At 59.5% G+C, this 21358-nt stretch carries 19 protein-coding genes and 3 pseudogenes; 16 read left to right on the top strand and 6 right to left on the bottom strand.

Translation table 11 applies throughout. The annotated features are described in order from the left end of the window. Window positions 1–57: 57 nt before the first annotated feature. From M2397_RS07715 to M2397_RS30435, 12 genes and pseudogenes are all read left to right on the top strand, one after another. A complete protein-coding gene (locus M2397_RS07715; RefSeq protein WP_184742233.1) occupies window positions 58–786 on the top strand; it encodes an AraC family transcriptional regulator in 729 nt (242 codons plus the stop codon). A gap of 183 nt (window positions 787–969) precedes the next feature. After that, window positions 970–2034 carry an SDR family oxidoreductase gene (locus tag M2397_RS07710; RefSeq protein WP_046383432.1) on the top strand — a complete coding sequence of 355 codons (1065 nt, stop codon included), beginning with the start codon at window positions 970–972 and terminating at the stop codon, window positions 2032–2034. Continuing rightward, complete coding sequence (locus M2397_RS07705; RefSeq protein WP_259242576.1) at window positions 2031–3290, top strand: aspartate aminotransferase family protein; 1260 nt, start codon at window positions 2031–2033, stop codon at window positions 3288–3290. Before M2397_RS07710 ends, M2397_RS07705 begins: the two co-directional genes overlap by 4 nt. 14 nt (window positions 3291–3304) lie before the next feature. Then, entirely contained in the window at window positions 3305–3748 is a 444-nt protein-coding gene (locus M2397_RS07700; RefSeq protein WP_259242575.1) for a type II toxin-antitoxin system RatA family toxin, read from the top strand. A gap of 3 nt (window positions 3749–3751) precedes the next feature. Next, the gene (locus tag M2397_RS07695; protein ID WP_034113710.1) at window positions 3752–4894 is read left to right on the top strand and encodes an acyl-CoA dehydrogenase family protein; all 1143 of its coding nucleotides are present in this window, start codon (window positions 3752–3754) and stop codon (window positions 4892–4894) included. Then, window positions 4891–5718: an SDR family oxidoreductase gene (locus M2397_RS07690; RefSeq protein ID WP_259242574.1), complete on the top strand. Its 828-nt coding sequence runs from the start codon at window positions 4891–4893 to the stop codon at window positions 5716–5718. Before M2397_RS07695 ends, M2397_RS07690 begins: the two co-directional genes overlap by 4 nt. Before the next feature lie 10 nt (window positions 5719–5728). Continuing rightward, complete coding sequence (locus M2397_RS07685; protein ID WP_259242573.1) at window positions 5729–6685, top strand: fatty acid desaturase; 957 nt, start codon at window positions 5729–5731, stop codon at window positions 6683–6685. Between the two features lie 59 nt (window positions 6686–6744). Then, window positions 6745–7545, top strand: coding sequence for a DUF3050 domain-containing protein (locus M2397_RS07680; protein ID WP_259242572.1), 801 nt, complete (start codon window positions 6745–6747; stop codon window positions 7543–7545). A gap of 16 nt (window positions 7546–7561) precedes the next feature. Continuing rightward, a complete protein-coding gene (locus tag M2397_RS07675; protein ID WP_259242571.1) occupies window positions 7562–8629 on the top strand; it encodes an HlyD family secretion protein in 1068 nt (355 codons plus the stop codon). Further along, window positions 8626–10143, top strand: coding sequence for a DHA2 family efflux MFS transporter permease subunit (locus tag M2397_RS07670; RefSeq protein ID WP_259242570.1), 1518 nt, complete (start codon window positions 8626–8628; stop codon window positions 10141–10143). The genes M2397_RS07675 and M2397_RS07670 overlap by 4 nt, the downstream gene beginning before the upstream one ends. Window positions 10144–10166: 23 nt before the next feature. Beyond that, the gene (locus M2397_RS07665; RefSeq protein WP_259242569.1) at window positions 10167–11510 is read left to right on the top strand and encodes a TolC family outer membrane protein; all 1344 of its coding nucleotides are present in this window, start codon (window positions 10167–10169) and stop codon (window positions 11508–11510) included. A gap of 146 nt (window positions 11511–11656) precedes the next feature. Continuing rightward, window positions 11657–11770 (top strand): annotated as a pseudogene (locus M2397_RS30435) (HAMP domain-containing protein); the annotation flags it as partial. 329 nt (window positions 11771–12099) lie between these two features. Here the strand turns inward: M2397_RS30435 and solA are convergent. Then, on the bottom strand, window positions 12100–13284 hold the full coding sequence (gene solA / locus M2397_RS07660) for an N-methyl-L-tryptophan oxidase (protein WP_259242568.1): 1185 nt from the start codon (window positions 13282–13284) through the stop codon (window positions 12100–12102). Window positions 13285–13718: 434 nt separating this feature from the next. Here solA and M2397_RS07655 point away from each other — a divergent pair, with 434 nt between their 5' ends. Continuing rightward, window positions 13719–15500, top strand: a complete 1782-nt coding sequence (locus tag M2397_RS07655; protein ID WP_259242567.1) for a GGDEF and EAL domain-containing protein — start codon at window positions 13719–13721, stop codon at window positions 15498–15500. Here the strand turns inward: M2397_RS07655 and M2397_RS07650 are convergent. From M2397_RS07650 to M2397_RS07640, 3 genes are all read right to left on the bottom strand, one after another. Next, the gene (locus M2397_RS07650) at window positions 15453–16130 is read right to left on the bottom strand and encodes a dTMP kinase (protein WP_256663580.1); all 678 of its coding nucleotides are present in this window, start codon (window positions 16128–16130) and stop codon (window positions 15453–15455) included. The two genes, M2397_RS07655 and M2397_RS07650, sit on opposite strands and share 48 nt — an antisense overlap. Before the next feature lie 79 nt (window positions 16131–16209). Then, window positions 16210–16509 (bottom strand): BON domain-containing protein, encoded by a 300-nt coding sequence (locus M2397_RS07645; protein ID WP_259242565.1) that lies wholly within the window; start codon window positions 16507–16509, stop codon window positions 16210–16212. A gap of 200 nt (window positions 16510–16709) precedes the next feature. Continuing rightward, window positions 16710–17624: a universal stress protein gene (locus M2397_RS07640; RefSeq protein ID WP_259242564.1), complete on the bottom strand. Its 915-nt coding sequence runs from the start codon at window positions 17622–17624 to the stop codon at window positions 16710–16712. Between the two features lie 234 nt (window positions 17625–17858). On the opposite strand from M2397_RS07640, the gene M2397_RS07635 reads away from it, so the two are divergent. After that, on the top strand, window positions 17859–18728 hold the full coding sequence (locus tag M2397_RS07635) for an oxaloacetate decarboxylase (protein WP_131696344.1): 870 nt from the start codon (window positions 17859–17861) through the stop codon (window positions 18726–18728). 401 nt (window positions 18729–19129) lie between these two features. Further along, window positions 19130–19318, top strand: coding sequence for a hypothetical protein (locus M2397_RS30430; protein ID WP_405046409.1), 189 nt, complete (start codon window positions 19130–19132; stop codon window positions 19316–19318). 49 nt (window positions 19319–19367) lie between these two features. Here the strand turns inward: M2397_RS30430 and M2397_RS30425 are convergent. Both M2397_RS30425 and M2397_RS30420 read right to left on the bottom strand, forming a co-directional pair. Next, window positions 19368–19844: pseudogene (locus M2397_RS30425) on the bottom strand (methyl-accepting chemotaxis protein); the annotation flags it as partial. 111 nt (window positions 19845–19955) lie between these two features. Further along, window positions 19956–20723: pseudogene (locus M2397_RS30420) on the bottom strand (PAS domain-containing protein); the annotation flags it as partial. Window positions 20724–20937: 214 nt separating this feature from the next. Here M2397_RS30420 and M2397_RS07615 point away from each other — a divergent pair. After that, window positions 20938–21318, top strand: coding sequence for a RidA family protein (locus tag M2397_RS07615; protein WP_131696346.1), 381 nt, complete (start codon window positions 20938–20940; stop codon window positions 21316–21318). Window positions 21319–21358: the final 40 nt, after the last annotated feature.

Raw genomic sequence — 21358 nt, 5'->3', positions numbered from 1 at the left:
CGGCGCAGGCCTACCCTGCACACGGAAAATTCACCCTCTGAGTCAGGAAGACCTTACATGTGGGATGGCAACGTTACCTTTGGTGATTCATGGGCCGGCTACATTGGCCGCGCGGATCAGAACACTGCCCACTCCCATGTTGCCATTCAGCTGTGCATCGGCGTACACCAGCCCGTCACCCTGGAGCTGCCACGCCAGTCGATCCGCGCGGCCGGCGTGATCATCGGGCCCAATGTCGAGCACCGCGCCGTGCCCGACATTCATCCGGTGGCCTTTGTCTACGTCAACCCGGATACCCCGTTGGGGCGTGCGCTCAACGCGTTGCTGCAAGACAATGGCATCGCCCTGGCCAGTGACGAACTGCTCGAGTGCTTTCGCCACTCCAGCTCCCTGTCTCAGTTTGTGGAAGCGCTGGGGCGCTTGCTGGCGATTACGTCGCCCATCGACCAACGCCTCTACAAGGCCTTGAACATTCTGCGCCTGGACCGCGACGGTCCGGGCTCCGTCAGCCGCGCCGCGAGTGCGGTCGGCCTGTCCAGCCCGCGCTTGCGCTATGTCGCCACGCACCAGATGGGCGTGTCGCTGTCCCAATGGATCATCTGGAACAAACTCGAGCGCGCGTCCAAATCCCTCGCTGACGGTTCCACCTTGTCGGATGCCGCCGCCGACGGCGGCTTTTCCGACCAGGCGCACTTGGCCCGCATCATGCGCCGCATGATTGGCATGACGCCCCGCACCGCTGCCAGGGTTTTGCGAAAGACAAGCGTTTCGTTCAAGACGCATTGATATCAAAAAGCCAATATCGATCGCATCTTATTCGCGAAAACGATAAGCGCTGATTGCCGGCCTCACACAGCACCTCAGCGCTACCGAAAGTGAATGCAAGAGTGTTCGCCAGGGGTACCCGTGCCCGGGATTTGGCGGAACGCACCGTTAATTCTTTCGATGAGTCCGCAGGAAGCGTCCTACATGTCAGAACAGCAAAAATTAACCGTCCTTCTCACGGGGGGCTCAGGCGTACTCGGTGAATCACTGATCGACTGCCTGGCAGAGGACTTTGACCTGGTATGCCTGGCGCGTAAAAGCCGCATTCGCCACCCGCGAGTGGAGGTGCTCAAGGGCGATATATGCAGCCCGCGACTGGGGCTGGACGTCGGCGATTATGAAGCGCTGCTCAAGCGTGTCGATTGGGTGATCCACGCCGCAGCGGTGACCCGCATGGATGGCGATATCGACCAGATTTTTTCGGTGAACTACCTCGGCACCGAAAACGTCGTGAACTTTGTCCAGCAAGCCAACGTGCCGCTTTACCACATCAGCACCGCCTTCACCCATCCGTGCGACTACTACGAAGGCGTGCAAGCAGAAACGCCTTACGAAGTCGCCAAGCGCCAGGCTGAAACGCTGGTGCGCTCGGCAGGTATCGATGTTTCGATCTTTCGTCCCTCCATCATCATCGGCGACTCGGACAGCGGGCACATGCCCAACTTCCAAGGGTTTCATATGACCATGGGGCTGATGATGTCCGGCGTGCTGCCTATCGTGCCCTGCCCGCCTGCCGGGTATATCGACTTGATCGCCCGTGACGTGGCGGCGCGGGCGATTGCCAACGCGTTGCGCCAGCGCTTGATCGGCGCAGACTACTTTCTCACCAGTGGCCCGCAGGCGCTTGATCTCAACGGCCTGTTGGACCTGATGTGCCAATCCATGGAAGCCCAGGCCCAAGCCTTCACCCGGCCGCGCTGCATGGCGCCGGATATTTATGAGCGGCTGATCCGCCCAGTGTTCCTCCCGGCACTGACCGGCAATATCCAGGCCGCGCTGGGCCGCGCCAACCAGCTGTGTCGCTATGCCTGCCTGCGTACACCGCTGCCCACGTCACTCCCTGAGTTACTCGGCGAGCCGGCGTTCAGCGCACGGGATGTCAGCCGTGAGTTACTGCTCTCGCTCAACCACTTGGCGCCCAAGCTGGGCGCGTTGACGCGCATGCTCAAGCAGCCGATGCCAACCGTCGCACAGGCGTCAGTCGCATGAACCCGCTTCTTACCGAACCCGCAGCCGACGCCGCACAGGTCGACCAGTACTTCCGCCGGCACGTGAATTCAGGGTATGCGCGCCTCGCGTCGTTGATGAATTTGCCGATCGAACAGTCCAGCCATGGCGTCTATATCTACGACAGCCAAGGCCGCAAGTACCTGGATGCCGGCGGCTATGGCGTATTTTTCCTCGGCCACGGCCACCCGGTGGTTGTGGCGGCCGTCACCCGGCAGCTGCAGCAAAACGCCCTGGCCAGCAAGCTGTTGCTCAACCCGCAACAGGCTTTCGCCGCGCAAGCCCTGGCTGCGCATTGCCCTGGCAACCTGGACTATGTGTTCTTTTGCAACTCAGGTGCCGAGGCCACCGAAGCCGGCCTGAAACTCGCCCGGCTCAACGGCTGTCGCCGCACGCTGTCGACCCTCGGCGGCTTCCACGGCAAGACCCTCGGCGCACTCGCCGTCACCGGCCGCGAAAGCTACCGCGAGCCGTTCAGCGGCCTGCTCAGTGAAAGCACGTTCGTCCCCTTCGGCGACAGCGCCGCGCTGGAACAGCAATTGCGCGCTTCGCCGGACAAGGCCTGTGTGATTCTCGAACCGATCCAGGCCGAAGCGGGTGTGATCCTCGCGCCGCCAGGCTACCTGACACGTGTCCGCGCACTGTGCGACCAGTACGGCGCCGTGCTGATCATCGACGAAATCCAGTCCGGAATGGGCCGTACCGGCCATTGGTGGGCATGCGACCAGGAACAGGTGGTGCCCGACATCATGCTGGTGGGCAAAAGCCTGTCCGGTGGCTGCGTGCCGGTCAGTGCCATGGTCGCCAGCGCGGCAATTTACGCGCCGTTCAACCGCAACCCCACGGTGCATACCTCGACCTTCGGCGCCAACCCGCTGGCCATGGCGGCCGTGCAGGCCACGTTGCAAGTGATGGTGCAGGAAGACCTCGTGGAACGTGCCCGGCTGATGGGCCAGGACCTGCACGCCCGCTTCAGCGCGCTGTTGCAGCAGAGGGGCCTGGCCGAGCGCGTCAAGTTGCGCAGTGCCGGCTTGTTGCTGGGCTTTGAATTCAGCGACGCCTCGGTCGCCGCGAACATGGTCATGGCCCTGATCGAACAGCAAATCATTGTGTGTCACTCGCTCAATGACCACCGGGTCGTCAGGCTCACGCCTTCCCCGCTGCTGACAGCCCAGGATTGCAATCGGTTGATCGAGGGGTTCGCCCACGCGCTGACCACCTCAATACCATCCCTTTGATTGGAGTTTTCCCCATGCAAGAAGTCAACGTACTGGCCCTTATCCCCAGTGCCTGCGCTGATGAAGTCTTTGCCGTGATCAGCGACTTCAGCAACTACGTCGAGCTGTGCGAGTCGGTGCGCAATATCACGATCAATAAGGTCAGCGAGCAGGTGTCGTTCACCTCCTGGGAAGTCAATTTCCACAGCGGCATTCTCAAGTGGCAGGAGCGTGACACGTTCAATACCCAGACCCGGGAAATCCACTTCGAGCAAATGAGCGGCGATGTCGATCACTTCTCCGGCACCTGGCAAGTACTGCCGGACGGCAAAGACGCGGTCATCACCTTCGCCTCGCGCTTTGACCTGGGCCTGCCGATGCTCGCCGACATGCTCGACCCCGTGGCCCACAAAGCCATCCGCGACAATATTCACTCGATCATCACCGGTCTGTTCCCGGCGAGTTACTTGAAGGCCTGAACCATGTCCCTTTCACTGTTGAATCGCTCGCGTGCCTTGCTGCACAGCTACGCCCCAGGTTTTGACGAACGCCTGGCGAGCATCGCATTCGCCGAACGCGAAGCGCCGCCTAGCGAAGTCATCGCCCTGTTCAAGCAACAAGGGCCGGTCGGCCTGTTGGTCAACCGTGCCGCGGGCGGGTTGGGCGCGGGCATCCTTGATGCCGTGCATGTGCAGATCGCCCTGGGCGCGCGCTCACCCTCGCTGGCGGTGGCCAGCACCATGCATCAGTTTTCCGTGGCGAGCCTGTTGGCCCTCACCCAGAACGGCGGCGGTGCCGAAGGTTTGTTGTTGGCGGCGGTCGCACAAAAGCGCTTGCTGCTGTCCTCGGGGTTTGCCGAAGGCAACTCGGGTGCCGGCATTCTCGATTCGAACATGCAGGCGCTGCAAACCCCTGAAGGTGTATTGCTCAGTGGCAGCAAAAAGCCCTGCTGCCTCGGGCAGTCGATGGACTTGCTCACCGCCAGCTACACCCGCCAGACCGCCGAGGGCGAAGAGCTGATGGTCGCACTGATTCCGGCGAATGCACCGGGCATCACGCGGTCGCCGTTCTGGCAGAACAGCGCACTGGCCGCCGCCGAAAGCATCGAGGTGCGCCTCAACGAAGTCTTCGTGCCCGAACGCATGTTGTTTTCCGCCGGCTACAAACACCTGTTGGGCGACGTGCAAACCGTCGGTTTCATCTGGTTCGAGCTGTTGATTTGCGCGTCCTACGTGGGGGTCTGCGCCGGTTTGGTCGAGTCTGTGATCGAGGCCGGGCGCTGGACGCCCCATCACCGCGTGGAGCTGGCGGCTCAGCTGCAACTGGCGATCAGTGCCCTGGAAGGCGCGGCGCTGGATATCGAACGCAACCCGCAGGACCTGCCGAACGTGCTGGCCCGCCTGCTGCTGGTGCGCTACGGCATCGAACAACTGCTCACCGAGCTTTCGGACCAGGCCCACGCCATGCTCGGTGGGATGGCGTTTATCACCAGCAACCAGAGTTCGAACTGGTTGATGGCCTGCCGTGGCCTGCAGTTTCACCCGCCGGCGAAGATCTCGATGGCGAGCAACCTCGACACCTACTTGTCCCACTCAACCTTCAGCATCGCCGGAGCGCACCCATGAACCTGCTCGGAAAAATCGTCGTGATCACCGGAACCGCGCGCGGCCTCGGTTACGCGGCGGCCTGCATATTGAAAAAACAGGGCGCCACCGTGATCGGCCTGGACATTCTTGCGCCACAAGAGCCCGGGTTGCTGGATGGGTTTTATCAAGTCGACCTGTGTGACCGAACGGCGCTGACGCAGGTGATTGGCGCCATCAGCACCGACTTCGGCGACATCGATATCCTGGTGAATAACGCCGGCACCCTGACCCTGGAACGCGGCGAAACCGGCGTCACCGACGCAGTCACCCGCGCGGTGGATGTGAACCTGTTCGCGCCATGGCAACTGGTGGCCGGGTTCCTGCCGGGGTTGCTGCGCAAGCGCGGCAAAGTGGTCAACGTGTCGTCGCTGTTTGCCCTGGTGAACGCGCCTTATGTGGCCGCATACGGCGCCAGCAAACGCGCGCTGAGTGCTTATTCGGACGTGCTGCGCATGCAATATCGCGGGCAGCTCGACGTGGTCACCGTGTACCCGGGCTTTATCGACACCGCCATTCACTTGCCCGCCCAGCGCGTGGGTTTGTCGGTCAAGCGCCTGGTGACGTTCATGTGGGGTGACAGGACCCTGCTGTCTCTCGAAGAGAAACTCGATGCCGCCGCCGATGGCCTGGTTCGCGCCTGCCAAAAAGACGGCCTGCGCAACCGCGGGCTGACCTTTATGGGCACGCTGGCCATGTACACCGCGCGTATCGCACCAAGTGTGGTCGACGCCTTTATCGCCCTGCGCCTGCGCACGCTGACCCGCGGCGGGCACCTCGCGCTCAAACCTGAACTGATCGAGTAACGCGTTGCCAATGGCCAGACAACTCCACAGCAAGCCTCAGGTCCGCCTCGATCGGGCCTTGTTCAAGGCCCGGTCGGGTGAGTCCCTGTTGATCATCGGTTACGCCTTGTGCCTCTTCCTGCTGCCCCTCGCGCTGTTTGTGTGGGTGGCGAACACGGCCGCCACCCTGTTGGTGTTGCTGTGCTCGCCCCTTTGGGTGCTGGCCGGGTACGGGTGGTTTCTGCAAGCGATCCTCGGGCATGAAGGTTTCCATTTCAACCTGAGCAGCACGCCTATGCACAGTTGCTACCTGGGCATTTTCACCAGTTCGTTGCTGCCTGGATTCTGCGTGACCGGTTACTTCGTCGACCATTGGCAACACCATCGCTACAGCAACAGCGAACAGGACCCGGACTATCGGCACTTCTCGCGTTATCGGAGCCTGTTTAGCCGCCTTGCGCTGTCACGGTTGATGGCCACCTCGAACTATCTGCAGGCGACGTTGCGCCTAGCTTTCGGCCCGCCGGTCAGCCCATCGCCCTTGCCTTCGCCTTTGAGCGCAGCCCAGGTGCGACGACTGGCGCGCTGCAATATCGCGTGCCAGGTCGGCTGGTTGAGTGTCTACGCGGTCGCCCTGTGGCAGATCGACGGGCTACTGCTTGGGTTTGCCTTGAGCCTGGCGGTTGCGTTCCTGCTCTCGGCAGTTAATGCCTATCAGGAACATGCCTTCAGCGAGGGCCATGACCAGCCCCCTGCCCGCTCGCGTACCTCGCGCCTGAGCACCTGGCTGCACGCCGGCGCGAACTTTCACCTGGAACATCACTTTTATCCAGCGGTGCCGTGCTGGCGCCTGCCCAAGGTCCACCGCCAACTGCTGGACGCGGGGTGGTATGCAGACCGGCAATACCTGCTGGAGACACGCTTCATACCGTCCTTCAAGTACGCCTCCGGTCGCCATCCTTACCGTGGCGACACGCTGAACGACTGAACGGTCCCCTTACTTTCCCCATGGATTTTGGCCTGAACCATCAGGCCGCAGGAGCTGCTATGCCTTTTGATATCGACCGCCACATTGAAACCGAGCGCGCCCAGTTATTCGGCCACCCGCTTTTCGCCAATATCCGCACCGTTGAAGATGTACGCACACTGATGGAATTTCATGTGTTTGCCGTATGGGACTTCATGACCCTGCTCAAGCGCATCCAGCGCGACCTCACCTGTGTGGAGTTGCCGTGGGTACCGCCAACGCATATCACGGCTGCGCGCTTGATCAATGAAATCGTGGTCGGCGAAGAAACCGACGAACACCCCAATGGCGGCTTTATCAGCCACCTGGACCTGTACCTGACCGCCATGGATGAAATCGGCGCCGACAGCTCGGTATTCCGCCGTTTCCTCGCGGCCATCCAGGCCAAGGAACCACTGGCCAAGGCCCTCAGCGACCGCGATATCCCATTGGCGGCCAAAGTGTTCATGTGCCAGACGCTCGATGTGGCGCAACACGGCACCACCGAAGCGGTGTTGGCGTACTTCTTCTTTGGCCGTGAAGACATCATCCCCGACATGTTCGGACGCCTGCTGTCGCAATGGTCGGTCAGCGAAACCGAGGTGCCGATGCTCACCTATTACTTGAAGCGCCACATCGAAATGGATGGCGACGATCACGGCCCGGCCGCTAAACGCATCATCGCTGAAATCGTCACCACCCCTGTGCAACACCAGCACATGGTCGAAAGCGCCAAGACCGCGATCAAATCGCGCATCGATTTGTGGGATGGCGTGCATCACTTCCTGCAGCACAAAGCGCAACACGCCACGGACCGCCCTGAGTGCCCAAGCCTCGCATGACCACAGGGAGCAGAACATGACCAAAGGTAAATTGATAAAACTGACACTGTGCGGCGTTGTGGTCGGTGGGTTACTGCTGCTCGGCTGGCAGCGTTGGCAGTATTCCAACGCTTACGTGAGTACCGATAACGCCGAGCTCGATGGCGTGATCATTCCGGTGCGCGCCAAGCTCTCGGGCGTGGTGATGAGCGTGCCGGTGACAGACAACGTCACGGTGCAAAGCGGTGATCTGCTGTTTCAGATCCGCGACAGCGAATATCAATACCAAGTCGAGCAGCGTGAGGCGCAATGGCAGGCGTTGCTTGCCGCCGCAGGGCGCGGCGGCGGTCCGGGTGCGTTGGACAGCCAGGTCCTCGGCGCGGTCGCAATGCGCCAGGCGGCGCAAGCGGCGCTGGCACAATCCAGCGCCAATCTGGAGCAGGCGCGCAACGATTACGGGCGCGCCCGCCGCCTGGGCGCCCAAGGTGTGTTGAGCACCCAGGATCTCGAGGTGGCCAAGGCGCGTTTCGACGCCCTGAGCCACGCCCAGGAAGCGGCACGCGGCAATGCCCAGGCTGCCGCGCAAAGCACCTTGGCCAACAAAGCCGAACTGAAAGTGCAGGACTACCGGATCGCTGCGGCGCAAGCCGAACTGGAACAGGCCCGGATCAAGCTGCACGACACTCGTCAGACCGCGCCGGTGCGCAGCATCGTCTCGAAAAAAGAAGTCGAGCCGGGCCAATTCGTGGTCGCCGGGCAGAAGCTGTTGAGCCTGATTGCCACCGACCCGCTGTGGATTACCGCCAACTTCAAGGAAACCCAGGTCGGGCGCGTGCGGGTCGGCCAGTTGGCCAAGGTCACTGTGGATGCGTTTCCCGGGCAGGCTTTCGACGGGGTGGTCGAGAGCCTCGCACCGGCTACCGGCGCAAAGTTTTCACTGCTGCCCCAAGAGAACGCCAGCGGCAACTTCACCAAGGTGGTGCAGCGCGTGCAGGTCAGGATTGCCCTCAAAGACGTGCCGGATGACTACAAAGCCTTGTTGAGCCCCGGCATGAGCGCCTTCGTCGAAGTCGCCACGCAACAGCACGGCAGCCACACGTTATGAAGTCGCCGTATCTGATTGCGCTGACCGTGACGCTGGTGTCGATGATGGAACTGCTCGACGTGACCATCGTCAACGTGGCGATTCCCAGCCTGATGGGCACCTACGGGGCGTCGGTCGATGAAATCTCCTGGGTGTCCACCGGCTACGTGGTGGCCAACGTAGTGATCCTGCCGGTCAGCGGCTGGCTGTCGGCCTGGTTCGGGCGGCGCACTTATTACCTGGTCTCCACGGCGCTGTTCGTGCTGGCATCCGTGGGCTGCGCCTTTTCCGCCGAACTCTGGCAACTGGTGGCATTCCGCGTACTGCAAGGCTTGGCGGGCGGCGGGTTGCTGGGGATTTCACAGGCAATCATTTACGACGTATTCCCCAAGGAGAAGGTCAGCAGCGGCATGGCGTTGTACGGCGTTGGCGTGATGATGGGGCCGACGTTGGGCCCCACCGTCGGCGGCTATCTGATCGACACCTTGTCCTGGCACTGGATATTCCTGATCAATCTGCCTATCGGTGCTGTGGCCCTGCTGCTGTGCTGGCTGTGCATCGGCGACTCCGCCAATGAAAGCAAACCCAGCAGCGTCGACTACAGCGGCTTCTGCCTGCTGGCCCTGGGCGTCGGCAGCCTGCAGATCCTGCTGGAGCGCGGCGAGCATTGGGACTGGATGGAATCGAACTGGACGGTTGCCTGCCTGTTGCTCAGCAGCTTCAGCCTGGTGGGGTTCTTCTGGTGGGAACGGCGCGCGACCAACCCGATCGTCAATGTGGCGCTGTTTCAGAACCGCGAGTTTTTGATGGGCTGCATCTGCGCGTTTTGCGTGGGTTTCGGGCTGTACAGCACGTTATTCATGGTGCCGCTGTTTTTGCAGACGTTGCTGGCACAGAGCGCGTACCAGAGCGGGCTGGTGATTTTCCCCGGGGCGGTGGCCAGTGCCATCAGCACCTTGGTGATCGGCAAGCTGTCTCAGGAAAACAAGATCGACGAGCGCGTGTTCGTGACCTTGGGCATCGTCATGTACTGCTATGCGATGTTCCTGCACACCCAGTTCACCCTCGACAGCAACCCGGACACGCTCTATTGGCCCCTGGTGATTCGCGGCCTGGGCCTGGGCATGATCTTCGTACCGCTGACCAACCTGGCCATGCGCCGTCTGCCGCTGACGTTGATCTCGGGCGCTTCGGGCGTGCTCAACCTGATGCGCCAGCTGGGCGGCAGCGTCGGCATCGCCATTGCCGCGACCCTGCTCACGCGGTTCTCGTGGGAGCGCTATCGCCTGCTGTCCGAGCATGTGACCGAGTCCAGCCTGGTTGCCAGTGGCTGGGGCGGCGTGGAATCCAACCCGCTGTTTCTGTCCCTGAACCTTGCAAGCCATCAACAAGCCTTGGCCCTGATGCCTTACCTGCAAGCGCGTGAACAAGCGCAAATGCTGGCCTTCAGCATGCTGTTCGGCATATTGGGCGCGGTCATGGCCATCGGCATTCCCATGGTGCTGATGATGCGCAGAAGCACCCTCAGCCGATAACTTCTCCAGTGGAGCACATCCCCTTGCGTATTCCAGGGCTGCATCTCGACCCGATCACACTGCTCACTTTCCTGTGCGGCCTCAGCCTCGCCTGCTGCCCGGCCAATGCGGCGGCGGAAGACTTGTATCAGCTGTACCAGAAGGCGCTGACCCACGACATGAAGTTCGCCGCCGCACAGGCGCAACAATTGGCCACCGCGGAAAAAGAACCGCAAAGCCGTGCCAACCTGTTACCGGACCTGTCGGTCACCGGCGGCGCGGCGTGGGTCGATGCCGAGGATTCGTCCGACTACCATCGCAACCGCAATAACACCAACGCCTATGCCGTGGTTCTCACCCAACCGCTGTTGCGCTGGCAGAGTGTGGTTGCCCACGACCAAAGCAAACTGATGATCAGCGCCAGCGAGGTGCAGACCGAACAGGCGCGCCAGGACCTGATGCTGCGTGTCGCCCGCGCCTACTTCGACGTACTGCTTAACCAGGAACTGCTGAACACCCGCACGCAACAGTTGCAAACCCTGCAGGAGAGCCAGGACCGCACCCGGCGTTTGTTGGCCGACGGCGCCAGCACCCACAACGCGCTCGAACAGGTTCAGGCCAAATACGACCAGGCCTTCGCCGAGCAAATCGCCGCACGCGGCGCGCTGGATATCGCCACCGAAGCCCTCACCCAATTGACCGCCGCCCAGGCGCGCCCATGGTCGGGCAAGGAGCCACAATTCAGCGCTCCGGTGCCCGCCGCGATCGGCGCCTGGGCCACCACCGCACAACAAGGCAACCTCGCCGTGCAGCGGGCGCAGATTGCCCAGCGCCTGGCCGAAATGGACATCGACAAGGAACAAGCCGGCCACTTGCCGACCCTTGACCTGATCGCCGCCCATGGCCGTTTTGCCTCGGTCGGCGGCGATGTGTACGACATCACCCTGCCGGAGAATCGTTATATCCAGACGGTGGTCGGGGTCAAACTGAGCGTGCCACTGTATGGCGGCGGCCGTACCAGCAGCCGCGTGCGCGAAGCCCATGCGTTGCAGAGCAAAGCCCTGGATGAACTCGAGGATGCGCGCCGCAGCGCCGGGCTGATGGCCCGCCAGGCCTACCTGCAAGTGACCAGCGGCATGAGCCAATACCAGGCGCTCAAGCAGGCGCTGAAATCCAGCCAGGTCAACCTCACGTCGGTGACCCACGGCTTCGAGGCCGGTGCGCGCATCAACACGGAGGTGCTGGACGCACAGCAGAAAGTCACGGACACCCAGCAACGTTTGGCCCAGCAACGCTACGCGATTCTGCTCGCGCAGCTCAATCTGCTGGCGTCGACGGGGAACCTGAACGACGTGCGTCTGCGTGAGGTCAGTCGCCTGCTCGATTGAACCCGGTGCGCGCCCCATTCAGCCCATGTACCTGAGCCATTGAATTCAGGGTTCGATAATCGAACGGGTTCCCACTTCTGCCGTTCAAGTTCACTGCGTGAATGCGGATAGCACGATCACTATTACTTAAGTGGTCTGCGGAGGCGGCCGGCGAGCACTTCAAGCGCATTGCCGGGGGCGATCTGACCCGCGAAGTCGTCTCGCCTGGCCGCAACGAAATTGGCGAGTTGTTCCTTGAACTGCAACGCATGCAGGCCAGTCTGAATCGCCCCGGATTTCGTAGATGCCTCTTTGCCTTGAACTGAGGCCAATTAGGAAGTGCAACGCTATTGATCGCCTCGCCTTTCTTTATCTGCCAACGCCCGCACGTTCGTTGCCCACCTTTTCGGTTCGGCTTGAGGTACATTTGGCGTCGCCTGCACATTCAATGCTTGACTTACCTCGCGTCTAACACATGGTTTAAGTCGCTCGCGGGGACGACGTTCCGCCGCCCCTTTACCAAACGTTATGTGAATAAGGGAATGTATGCGTTTAGCTTTAGTTCTTTTCCTCTCTCTGCTTCCAAGCCTTTCGTCAGCAGATATTGAACTTAACAATATGATTGATAGCGCTCGAAGCGTTTAAGGGAGAAAGACGAGAGATCCAAGTCGGTCGAACCGCGTATGCACCACTGTGCAAACGCCTCGCCCAACGCGGCGGAATGTTTGAAGCCGTGACCGGAACAGGCGGACACCACCAAGGTGTGCTGCCACGACGGGTGCTCATCGATAATGAAATGGCGATCCGGCGTCACGGTGTAGGCGCAGACAGCAGACTTGACCACGTTCGAGGTAACACCGACGATGCGGCCGCGCACCTGGTGCTCATACATGTCCCGCTCTTCCGCCGACGAGACCGTACGATCCATTGTTTGCGGCAACGAAGTAGTGTGGTATTGCGCGGTGGCGATTTTCAGGCTGCCCTCGCCGTGTAATGCGGGAAAGCCGTAGTTGATTTTGTCGTCGCCACGGCCGTGAGTGAGGATAAACGTCGGTGAGTGATCCACCAACTCGGCGCCCTCCTCCAGCCCGAACCAGAACAGCTTCTGCCGGTAGACGCTGAGCAGGCTGTCAAACGGCTCGCCCAGCAAACCGCCGCTCCAGTTGCCGGCGCTAATCACAAGCTTGTTTGCAAAGAGCGTGCGCAGATTCGTAGTGACATGGACTCCCTGCTCATTCGAGCTAATCCCAGTGACGGTTTCGCCTTTGTAGAGGATTGCTCCGTGTTGCTCGGCCAACTTGAGCTGCACATCAATGCAACGTTCAGGACGTACAAAACCTCCACCTGGCTCGAAATAGCCGATGGCAGTGTCGTGTACGTTGGCAAATTGTGGAAAGCGCTGGCGAATCTGGTCGGCGGATAAAACGTCGTGCTCGATGCCATAGGCCTGTGCTAGGCCGATGGTGCGCAATGTGAAGTCGGTTTTATCGTTGGGGTCAAACTCGGGACTCGAAGTCAGAACCAATAGACCCGACTGTTCGAACAGCGACTCCCCTGACAATTGCTCAAGCTCGCGCCAGATGCGGTGGGAATTGCGCACAATGGGAACGTACTGCGCGCCCTCACCCACCGAAAGCCGGGTAATACGCGTATCGCCATGGCTGGAGCCCAGGTTGTGAGGTGGGTGATGGCGGTCGATACCAACAACATTCGCACCCTCCTTCGCCAACTGATACACCGTAGCGGCCCCCATGGCCCCCAACCCCAATACCACTACATCACACCGCTCGGACATCAACTCTCACCTGTCAAAAAGAAGCCAGTTGAAAGTGAAACCGATTAAGAATCAACGACTAAAAGAGCATATGCATATTATCAACCGAGCATCACCGGCCGCTCTGCCGCTGCAATACATCGGTAAGGCTTCGATCCTTCGCTTCTGGTCATCGTCAACTGCAATTACGTTGGGTCGATTTAAAACTGTCATAAGTAATATTTTCGCGGCGCACCGCACAGACGGAGCCAACCCTTCCGGCCCTGAACAGCAAATCAACGTGTGATCCATGTGGTCTACGCAGTGCTGAGGCCAAACACGCGCCTCTCCCGGCAACACAGGAGAGGCCTCCTGCCTGCATACCGTTGAGCTATCAGAGGAATAGAAAAAACAACATCATAATGATGGCACTGTCTGATACCGTGCACATAAACACAGCCACTCCGAGGATTGTCATGGGCGCAGGCGCTCCTATTCCGCCGAATGAAATTGAACGGCTTAAAGAGGTCGCGAAATTTTGTCCAGCTGACAGCGAGTACGATACTGTCTTCGATAAAATCGTCGAGATGACTTCTGCTTACTTCAACGCACCCATAGCGCTGATTTCGATCGTCGATGAGCATCAGCAATGGTTCAAGGCGCGCGTAGGGCTTAAAGAGACGCAGACACCACGAGAAGTGTCCTTCTGCGCTTACTCGACGCTGGATAACGCCGCGCTGGAGGTATTGGACGCGACGCTTGATCCCCGTTTTAAAGACAATTCCCTGGTAACGGGGCCTCCGTATATTCGTTATTACACGGGGACCCCACTGATTACCGAAGAGGGTTTTACGCTGGGAAGCCTGTGCATCATTGATACAGTCTCACGCGCAGCCATGAGTGAGCGTGATAGCGCGATGCTCAGCGGTTTTGCTGAACTGGTGATGATGCGCATCCACAGCATGCGCTCTCGAAACTTCGTCGACCAACCCACAGGGTTATTTAATCGACTCCGGTTTGAGGAGGATATACGCCAAGCGCTCAAGACCCACAGCGCGTGCCAAGCGTATGCGGTTGACATCATCTCGCCAAAGTTCCTCAACGATATTGTGAAGGCGCTGGGTTACAGTTTTGCCACAGATTTGGTCCTGGCAATCAAAGCGCGCCTACAAAAACTGTTACCGCCACAGTGTCTACTTTATAAAATTAGCCCGACGCGGTTTGGTTTCCTCCTTGAGGAGGATCAAACGGCCGAGCACATTTGTGAAAACATCCTCAAGGACTTCAAAAAGCCTGTCGAATGCCACGCCATCCCCATACTCATGCAAGTTGGGATTGGCGTCCTGCCTATTCATAGCTCAGGGCTCCAGCAAGACTGGCTTCGCCTGGTGGTCAGCGCTGCGGATGAGGCGCGTGACCGCAGGCTGGGATGGTCGCGCTATGAACCCCATTTTGATGCGGCTCAACAACGCGCGTTCATGTTGTTGAGTTCGTTGCCGGAGGCGGTCAGCGCCGACAAACAGTTCAGCCTGGTGTACCAGCCAAAAATCAAACTGCCCTCAGGACGGTGTCATTCAGTAGAAGCACTATTACGTTGGACACATCCTTTACTGGGGCCCATCAGCCCTGCTGAATTCATACCCTTGGCTGAAAAAACCGCACTCATACCCTCTGTTGGATTGTGGGTGCTCAACGCAATCATCCAGCAAGCGGTTATTTGGAAAGCGCAAGGTGTGCGCCTGCGGATAGCGATGAACATTACCGTCAGCGATCTTGAAAGCGCCGAATTCGTCGACGCGATGATCCATGAGATTCAACAGCACGGCCTGGACCCCGCTGGCTTTGAACTTGAGTTTACCGAAAGCATGCTCATGACCAACCCCGAAGAAGTCATCCGGCAACTGGAGCGTGTCCGTAAGTTTGGCGTAGAGGTTGCTGTTGATGACTTTGGCACCGGCTACAGCAACTGGGCTTATTTGAAGGAGCTCCCGGCCAATACTGTCAAGCTTGACCAATCTCTGATCAGCGGGCTGGGCAGCAATCAAAATGACAAGCAACTGGTTAAAACCCTGATCGGACTGGCTAAGGGGCTCGGCTACCAGGTGGTTGCAGAAGGCGTAGAAAATCAAGAAATCCTGGACCTGTTAATACAGTGGGGATGTTCCGAAGCACAGGGTTATTTGATAGCCAAGCCTATGAGCGCCGATGCATTAGAAGCCTGGATAGCACAAGGAATCGATGGAGGTCGGGGCCGGTAGAATGACTGCCGGGGACGCGCAAGCAAGGACTCTGTAGATCGCGGACATCACCTGCATCGTTGCGTCTTCGATCGTTCCTTCATTACGACATACAACCCAACCGTGATCTGCACTCGCTCGCTCGAATGCCTGGGTACACGCGCTATGTTCTTCCAGCTTATGGATCACCGTGCTGCTCAGCCCACGCCGTCGTGTTGCTGCCCTCGCCCATGAAATCTCAGGGGCAGTGACAATCCCGACATGCAGGTCTGGCACTCGCACGTTTCGATCAATGTTCAACTGCAGGATCTCTGCAAACGGAATTATCCGGCGAAACGCAGCATCCGACGGGTACCAGCGATCGATCAGGATGATGCTGCCTGGTGGCTGTTTAGCCAGCACCTGCTGGGAAATCCAGGCACGGCTGTCAGCAAAGCGTTCACACACCCGCAGCTCCAACTCCCGAGAGGGACTTCTGACGAGCTGGTTAACAAGCGCCATTGTTCCCTCCCGGTAGGGATCGCTTTTTCTCTCGCAAAGCCGGATCACCTTTTTGTTATCTGCCCTCAGTGCTTTCGTAACGGCCTCCAACAGCGTGGTTTTGCCGGTTCCCTTGGGCCCATCCAGAGAAACAAACAGCGGACGATTCATTCTTCACTTAACAATTGATATACCGTTTTTTTTGCCCTGTCCGGACGCTGGAACCGCTCAGTGCGACTACGCGAAGGCCCTATGAACAGAAAGTGATGAACACTCTACCCTTGTTTTGGCTCACGGGTCCCAAAGTGCTACCTGAGTCTGATGCGCAAGATTTACGCGTTTTCCGCCGCTGGCAAAAGCGATGCTCCACCACGCCGACGACATGGGCCACCGCCTGCTCGGCGTGCCAACGCTCGGCATGGCTGGCGACGTTACCGGAGAGCGTCACGATGCGGTCGGACACTTGAACCAGAATCTGGTCGGCTTTCAATGCCAGGTCCCAATTCAGGTCTTCCATCACCCGTTGTCTAAGCGTTTCATCGTTATTCATAAAATGCTCCACCTGTATTCCAAACATCTCGATCAGCCAAAGCGTATCTGGTTGTGACACGCTCCAGCAGGTCGGAAAATACTTATCCCGAGGTCAATGGCCTGCCGGATCGCCAAAATGCTGCCAGGAACCGAATACAGGGCGCGTTCGGTGTTGCTGCCACCCGCAGCCCAAGGTCCTCTCAAGGCTACCGGCCGGCTTCAACCACGCGGGGGTTTGATTGCCCACATACTGCAGGGCGCATTGTGCAAGAGGCTTTCGGCGGTGGTGCCCAGCAGCTTGTTCAACCCGGCGTGCCGCACGGTGCCCATGACGATGACGTCGATCTGGTGGTCATGCGCAAAGTTGCAGATATTCCACAGCGGCACCCCTTCGATAAAATGCCGTTGTTCGACGGCAATCCCCTGGCGCTCCGCCAAACCGGCGAATGCCTCATGCTGCGCTTCGTTCAGCGCCTCGTAGAGCCCGGAAACCAGGGGTACAGCGCCGTAACCCATGTCTTTGGCATACACCGCCGCCCAGTCGTACACATGCAGTAGTTCCAGTTGTGCATTGCACTGGGAGGCCAGCTTGGCTGCGGCCTCGACAATCTGGTCATTGAACACCAGGTCCTGCTCCTCGCTGCGCAACACATCGACGATCGCCAACACCTTGCGCGGCAGCGGATGCCGTGCCTCGGTGACCAGGTGCACCGGCACAGGGCAATCGCGCAGCAACTGCCAGTCCAGGGGTGTGAAGAACACCCGTTTCAACGTCGGTACGTCCTCGGCATCCTTGATAATCAGAGCCAGCGACATCTCGTTGACGAAATGCAGGATTTCCTCAAAGGGGTGATGTACCCACACTACCTCGCTGGTGACCGCCAGCCCGTGCTTGCTCATCGAGTCTGCCTGTGCGGTGAGCCAGTGCCGATGGGTGTCCAGGTACCCTTCCCGCGCGCGATCGATCTGGTCTGGCGCGAACAGGCCGGCGATGGCCAGGGCCTGTAAATAATTAAACGCGACGATGTGCAGCGGCAGTTGCATCGCGTGTGCCAACGCAGCGGCACGCTCGAACGCCGGCGTGCGGGTCATGGTGGAAGGGGCAATCAACAGTAAACGCGGAGTCTGCAACATGGGGCACCTCGGCACGTGGCCATCTCAATCCGTGAATGGGCCTCCAGATTGAGCCGTGCACAGCGGCGGCTAGTTGATCTTTATCAGCTTTAGCCAGCAAAAATGGCCTGGGTATGTGTTACACGCATACCCCATGCTCAAACGTCATAATCCTCTTTTTTGCGGCGTGTTAATCTGCTGCGACTATGAATAGGCATTGATCGTCAGTCGACAATGGCCCAACCAGGAAAGATCATGCCAAAAAAGTCCCACTCAGCCCTGCGCCGCAACTTCCGTGAACTGCTTGCAACGCCTGTGTGCGTTGAGACCGCCTCCGTATTCGACCCGATGTCTGCACGTATCGCTGCTGACCTGGGTTTCGAGGTGGGCATCCTGGGCGGCTCCGTCGCCTCGCTGCAGGTTCTGGCTGCGCCCGATTTTGCGTTGATCACGCTGAGTGAGTTCGTCGAACAGGCAACAAGGATTGGCCGCGTCGCCCAGTTGCCTTTCATCGCAGACGCCGACCACGGCTACGGCAACGCCCTTAACGTGATGCGTACCGTCGAAGAACTTGAACGTGCCGGCGTCGCCGCGCTCACCATCGAAGACACGCTGCTGCCCGCGCAATTCGGGCGTAAATCCACCGACCTGATCTCCATCGAGGAAGGCATCGGCAAGGTCCGCGCCGCCCTGGAGGCCCGTGTAGATCCTGAACTGGCGATCATCGCCCGCACCAACGCCGGTGTGCTGCCGACCGAAGCGGTTATCGAGCGCACCCTGGCCTATCAGCAGGCCGGTGCCGATGGGATTTGCATGGTCGGCGTCAGCGACTTCGAGCATCTGGAACAGATCGCCGAAAACCTCACGGTACCGCTGATGCTGGTGACCTACGGCAACCCCAAGCTCCATGACGCCCAACGCCTGGCCAGCCTCGGCGTGCGCGTGGTAGTTGCCGGCCATGGCGCATATTTTGCGGCGATCAAGGCCACCTACGACAGCCTGCGTGCCCAGCGCCAGTTGACCCACAGCACATCGAACCTCAGCGCTACCGAACTGACCCATACCTACACGCTGCCAGAGAGCTACGTGGCTTGGGCTGAAGAGTTCATGGATGTAAAAGAGTAGCGTCATCAGCGGTGAATCCCTCCTCCCGCCCCTGGATTCACCGCTCGCTCCGCCCTTGTAAGCGTTCAACTACGCCGCTGACTGAAACACCGCCCACGAAAAAAAATCCGCCGCACTATCTGCGGCGGCAACCAAAGGATTTTGTCGAAGCAGAGCGGCTAAGACAGGCCCCACGCTACTCCCCTGCCCGATTAAAAACCGTGAAGCTTTATTAATCGAGTTTCATCCCCAGCAGGGCTACAGGCCGCGCAAACTCTGCCTGGAGTCAGCTTCGACAAACCCGCCGAAGACAATAAGAAACCGTAACGCCTCACTTTATAACTCTGCCCATACAAGCGTGCACGCCTGCCAAACAGTGCGGCGTTTCTGTGCGCATTCATTATTACGGGGACGTTAATAACATGATTAAACAGTGGAGCCTGTTGGCGTTGGCGGTGTGCGCCAGTATCAGCCCCGTGGCGTTTGCCGACTCCGTCACGGACCTGTCGTTGCGCGTGCGTGACGCCATCGTGTCGTCCAACGCCGACCAGCGCGATGGCGACTTGAATGAGCTGCGGGTCATCGTCGACTACCCGCTCACCTTGCTGTAAGGAGGCCGTGTGGAGAGGGAGTTGCTCCCTCTCCACGCCTAAAACGCGATCAGCCCACCCAGCCGACGGCCGTCTTGGGAATGACTTCCGACTCATCGAGTTTCGACGCAAACATACTCACGGCCTGCACTGCGTCACTGGTGCTGGTGCGAATCTGCAGGATCACCGAACCCGCCTGGTCGGCCAGGTTCACGCCGCGTTGCGCGCCCTCCTGGGTGGAGCTCATGCTGGCCACCGCGTCGCGAGTTTCCGACAGGATCATGCCGATCATTTCGGCGATTTCTGCGGTAGAGCGGCTGGTACGCCCCGCCAACTGCCTGACCTCATCGGCCACCACGGCAAAACCACGCCCTTGGTCGCCCGCACGGGCAGCCTCGATGGCCGCGTTGAGGGCCAACAGGTTGGTCTGGTCGGCGATGCCTCGAATGGTATTGACGATCGCGGTAATTTGCTCGGAGCGCTCACCCAATTGCCCGACTAGACGCGCCGATGCACCGATGTTCTCGGCGATCCGGCGCATTTCGGCGGCAGTTTCATGAATCACCTGGGTGCCATGTTCGGCAAACCGCTCGGTCTCGGAGGAAATATGGTAGGCCCGGGAGGCACCGCGTGAGTCTTCCTCGAACTTCTCCACGCGCTCAGTGATGTCACTGGCAAACTTGACGATCTTGATCAGCGTGCCGTCGCCGTCATAGACCGGGTTGTAACTGGCCTCCAGCCACGCGACACGGCCATGCTTGCCGAGACGCTTGAATTGCCCGGTGAAAAACTCACCGTTGTTCAAGCGTCTCCAGAAGTCCGTGTACTCGTTGCTGTTGATCAGGCTGGGTTCGCAAAACACGCGGTGGTGTTTGCCTTTGATTTCGGCCAGCGTATAGCCCATGACGTGCAGAAAGTTCTCGTTGGCGTCCAGGACCTGACCGTTCAAGTCGAACTCGATCACTGCCATCGCCCGGTCCACTGCGGCCAGTTTGCTGCGGGTCGCCGCTTCTTGTTCGACTTTGCTCGTGACATCCAGGGCGTACTTGACCACTTTCAGCACTTGGCCACGTTCATCCAGCACCGGGTTGTAGCTGGCCTCCAGCCAGATGGTCTTGCCGTGAGCATCCACCCGCTTAAAAGTGCCCGACACAAACTTACCGGCCTTAAGCTCACCCCAGAACTGGCTGTAGGCCGGGCTGTTGGTCAGCGCCGGCAAGCAAAAGTCCCGGTGGGATTTGCTCGCCAATTGGTCGCGGGTATAACCCAGTGTCTTCAGGAAGTTGTCGTTGGCACGCAGTACGTTGCCGTTGAGGTCGAATTCGACCACTGCCATGGACCGTTCCAGGGCGCTGATCAGTCCTTTGTACTCGGTGACTTCGGCCGTCCTGGCCGCCAGTTCGGTTTTGAGTGTTGTATTGAACATGACGCGCCCTCAGCCGTGCAGAAAATCTATCTCTAACCTCGCTATCGGCCGCGGAATACGGGACTTTACGTGGATTAGTTGTTTATTTTTTGACGTCAAGATGTTGTGCGAAACATGGGGATTCCCGGTGTTTCGGGGGGGGGCCTTATTTGCCCCTGTTGCTATTTTCAAGGACCATGGCGCCTTCCTGTTCCAGCCGACAAGAGGCGCACCGATGACCAACCACGACCTGTCCTACACCCCCGACCCGGATGAAGACTCGATTTCCTCCGATGTCGTCGGTTTCAACGGCATCCTGGTCTCCACCCAGATCCCGACCCGCGCCGACGGCAGCCTGGAACTGGGCGATATCACCCTGCAAAGCGAATGCACGCTGCAAGCGCTGAAAGTGGCGTTGGAAAAAGCCGGCAGCTCCATGGACCGGGTCATGCACCTGACCATTTATCTGACCGATATGGCCGACCGAGCCGCCTTCAATGAGGTCTACAAACGCTTCTTCGCCAAGCCCTGGCCCGTGCGCGCGGCGGTTGGCGTGGCGGCACTGGCGGTAGACGGCATGCGCGTGGAAGTCACCGCGATGGCCGCCAAGGCCTGAGTTGATGCCGGTCAGGCAATTCACGGCTACAATGCGCGCC

It is taken from the genome of Pseudomonas sp. BIGb0381 (genome assembly GCF_024809815.1).
Taxonomy (GTDB): Bacteria; Pseudomonadota; Gammaproteobacteria; order Pseudomonadales; family Pseudomonadaceae; genus Aquipseudomonas.
Note: the sequence above shows the minus strand (reverse complement) of the source record. Positions and strands in the feature narration are given on the sequence as shown.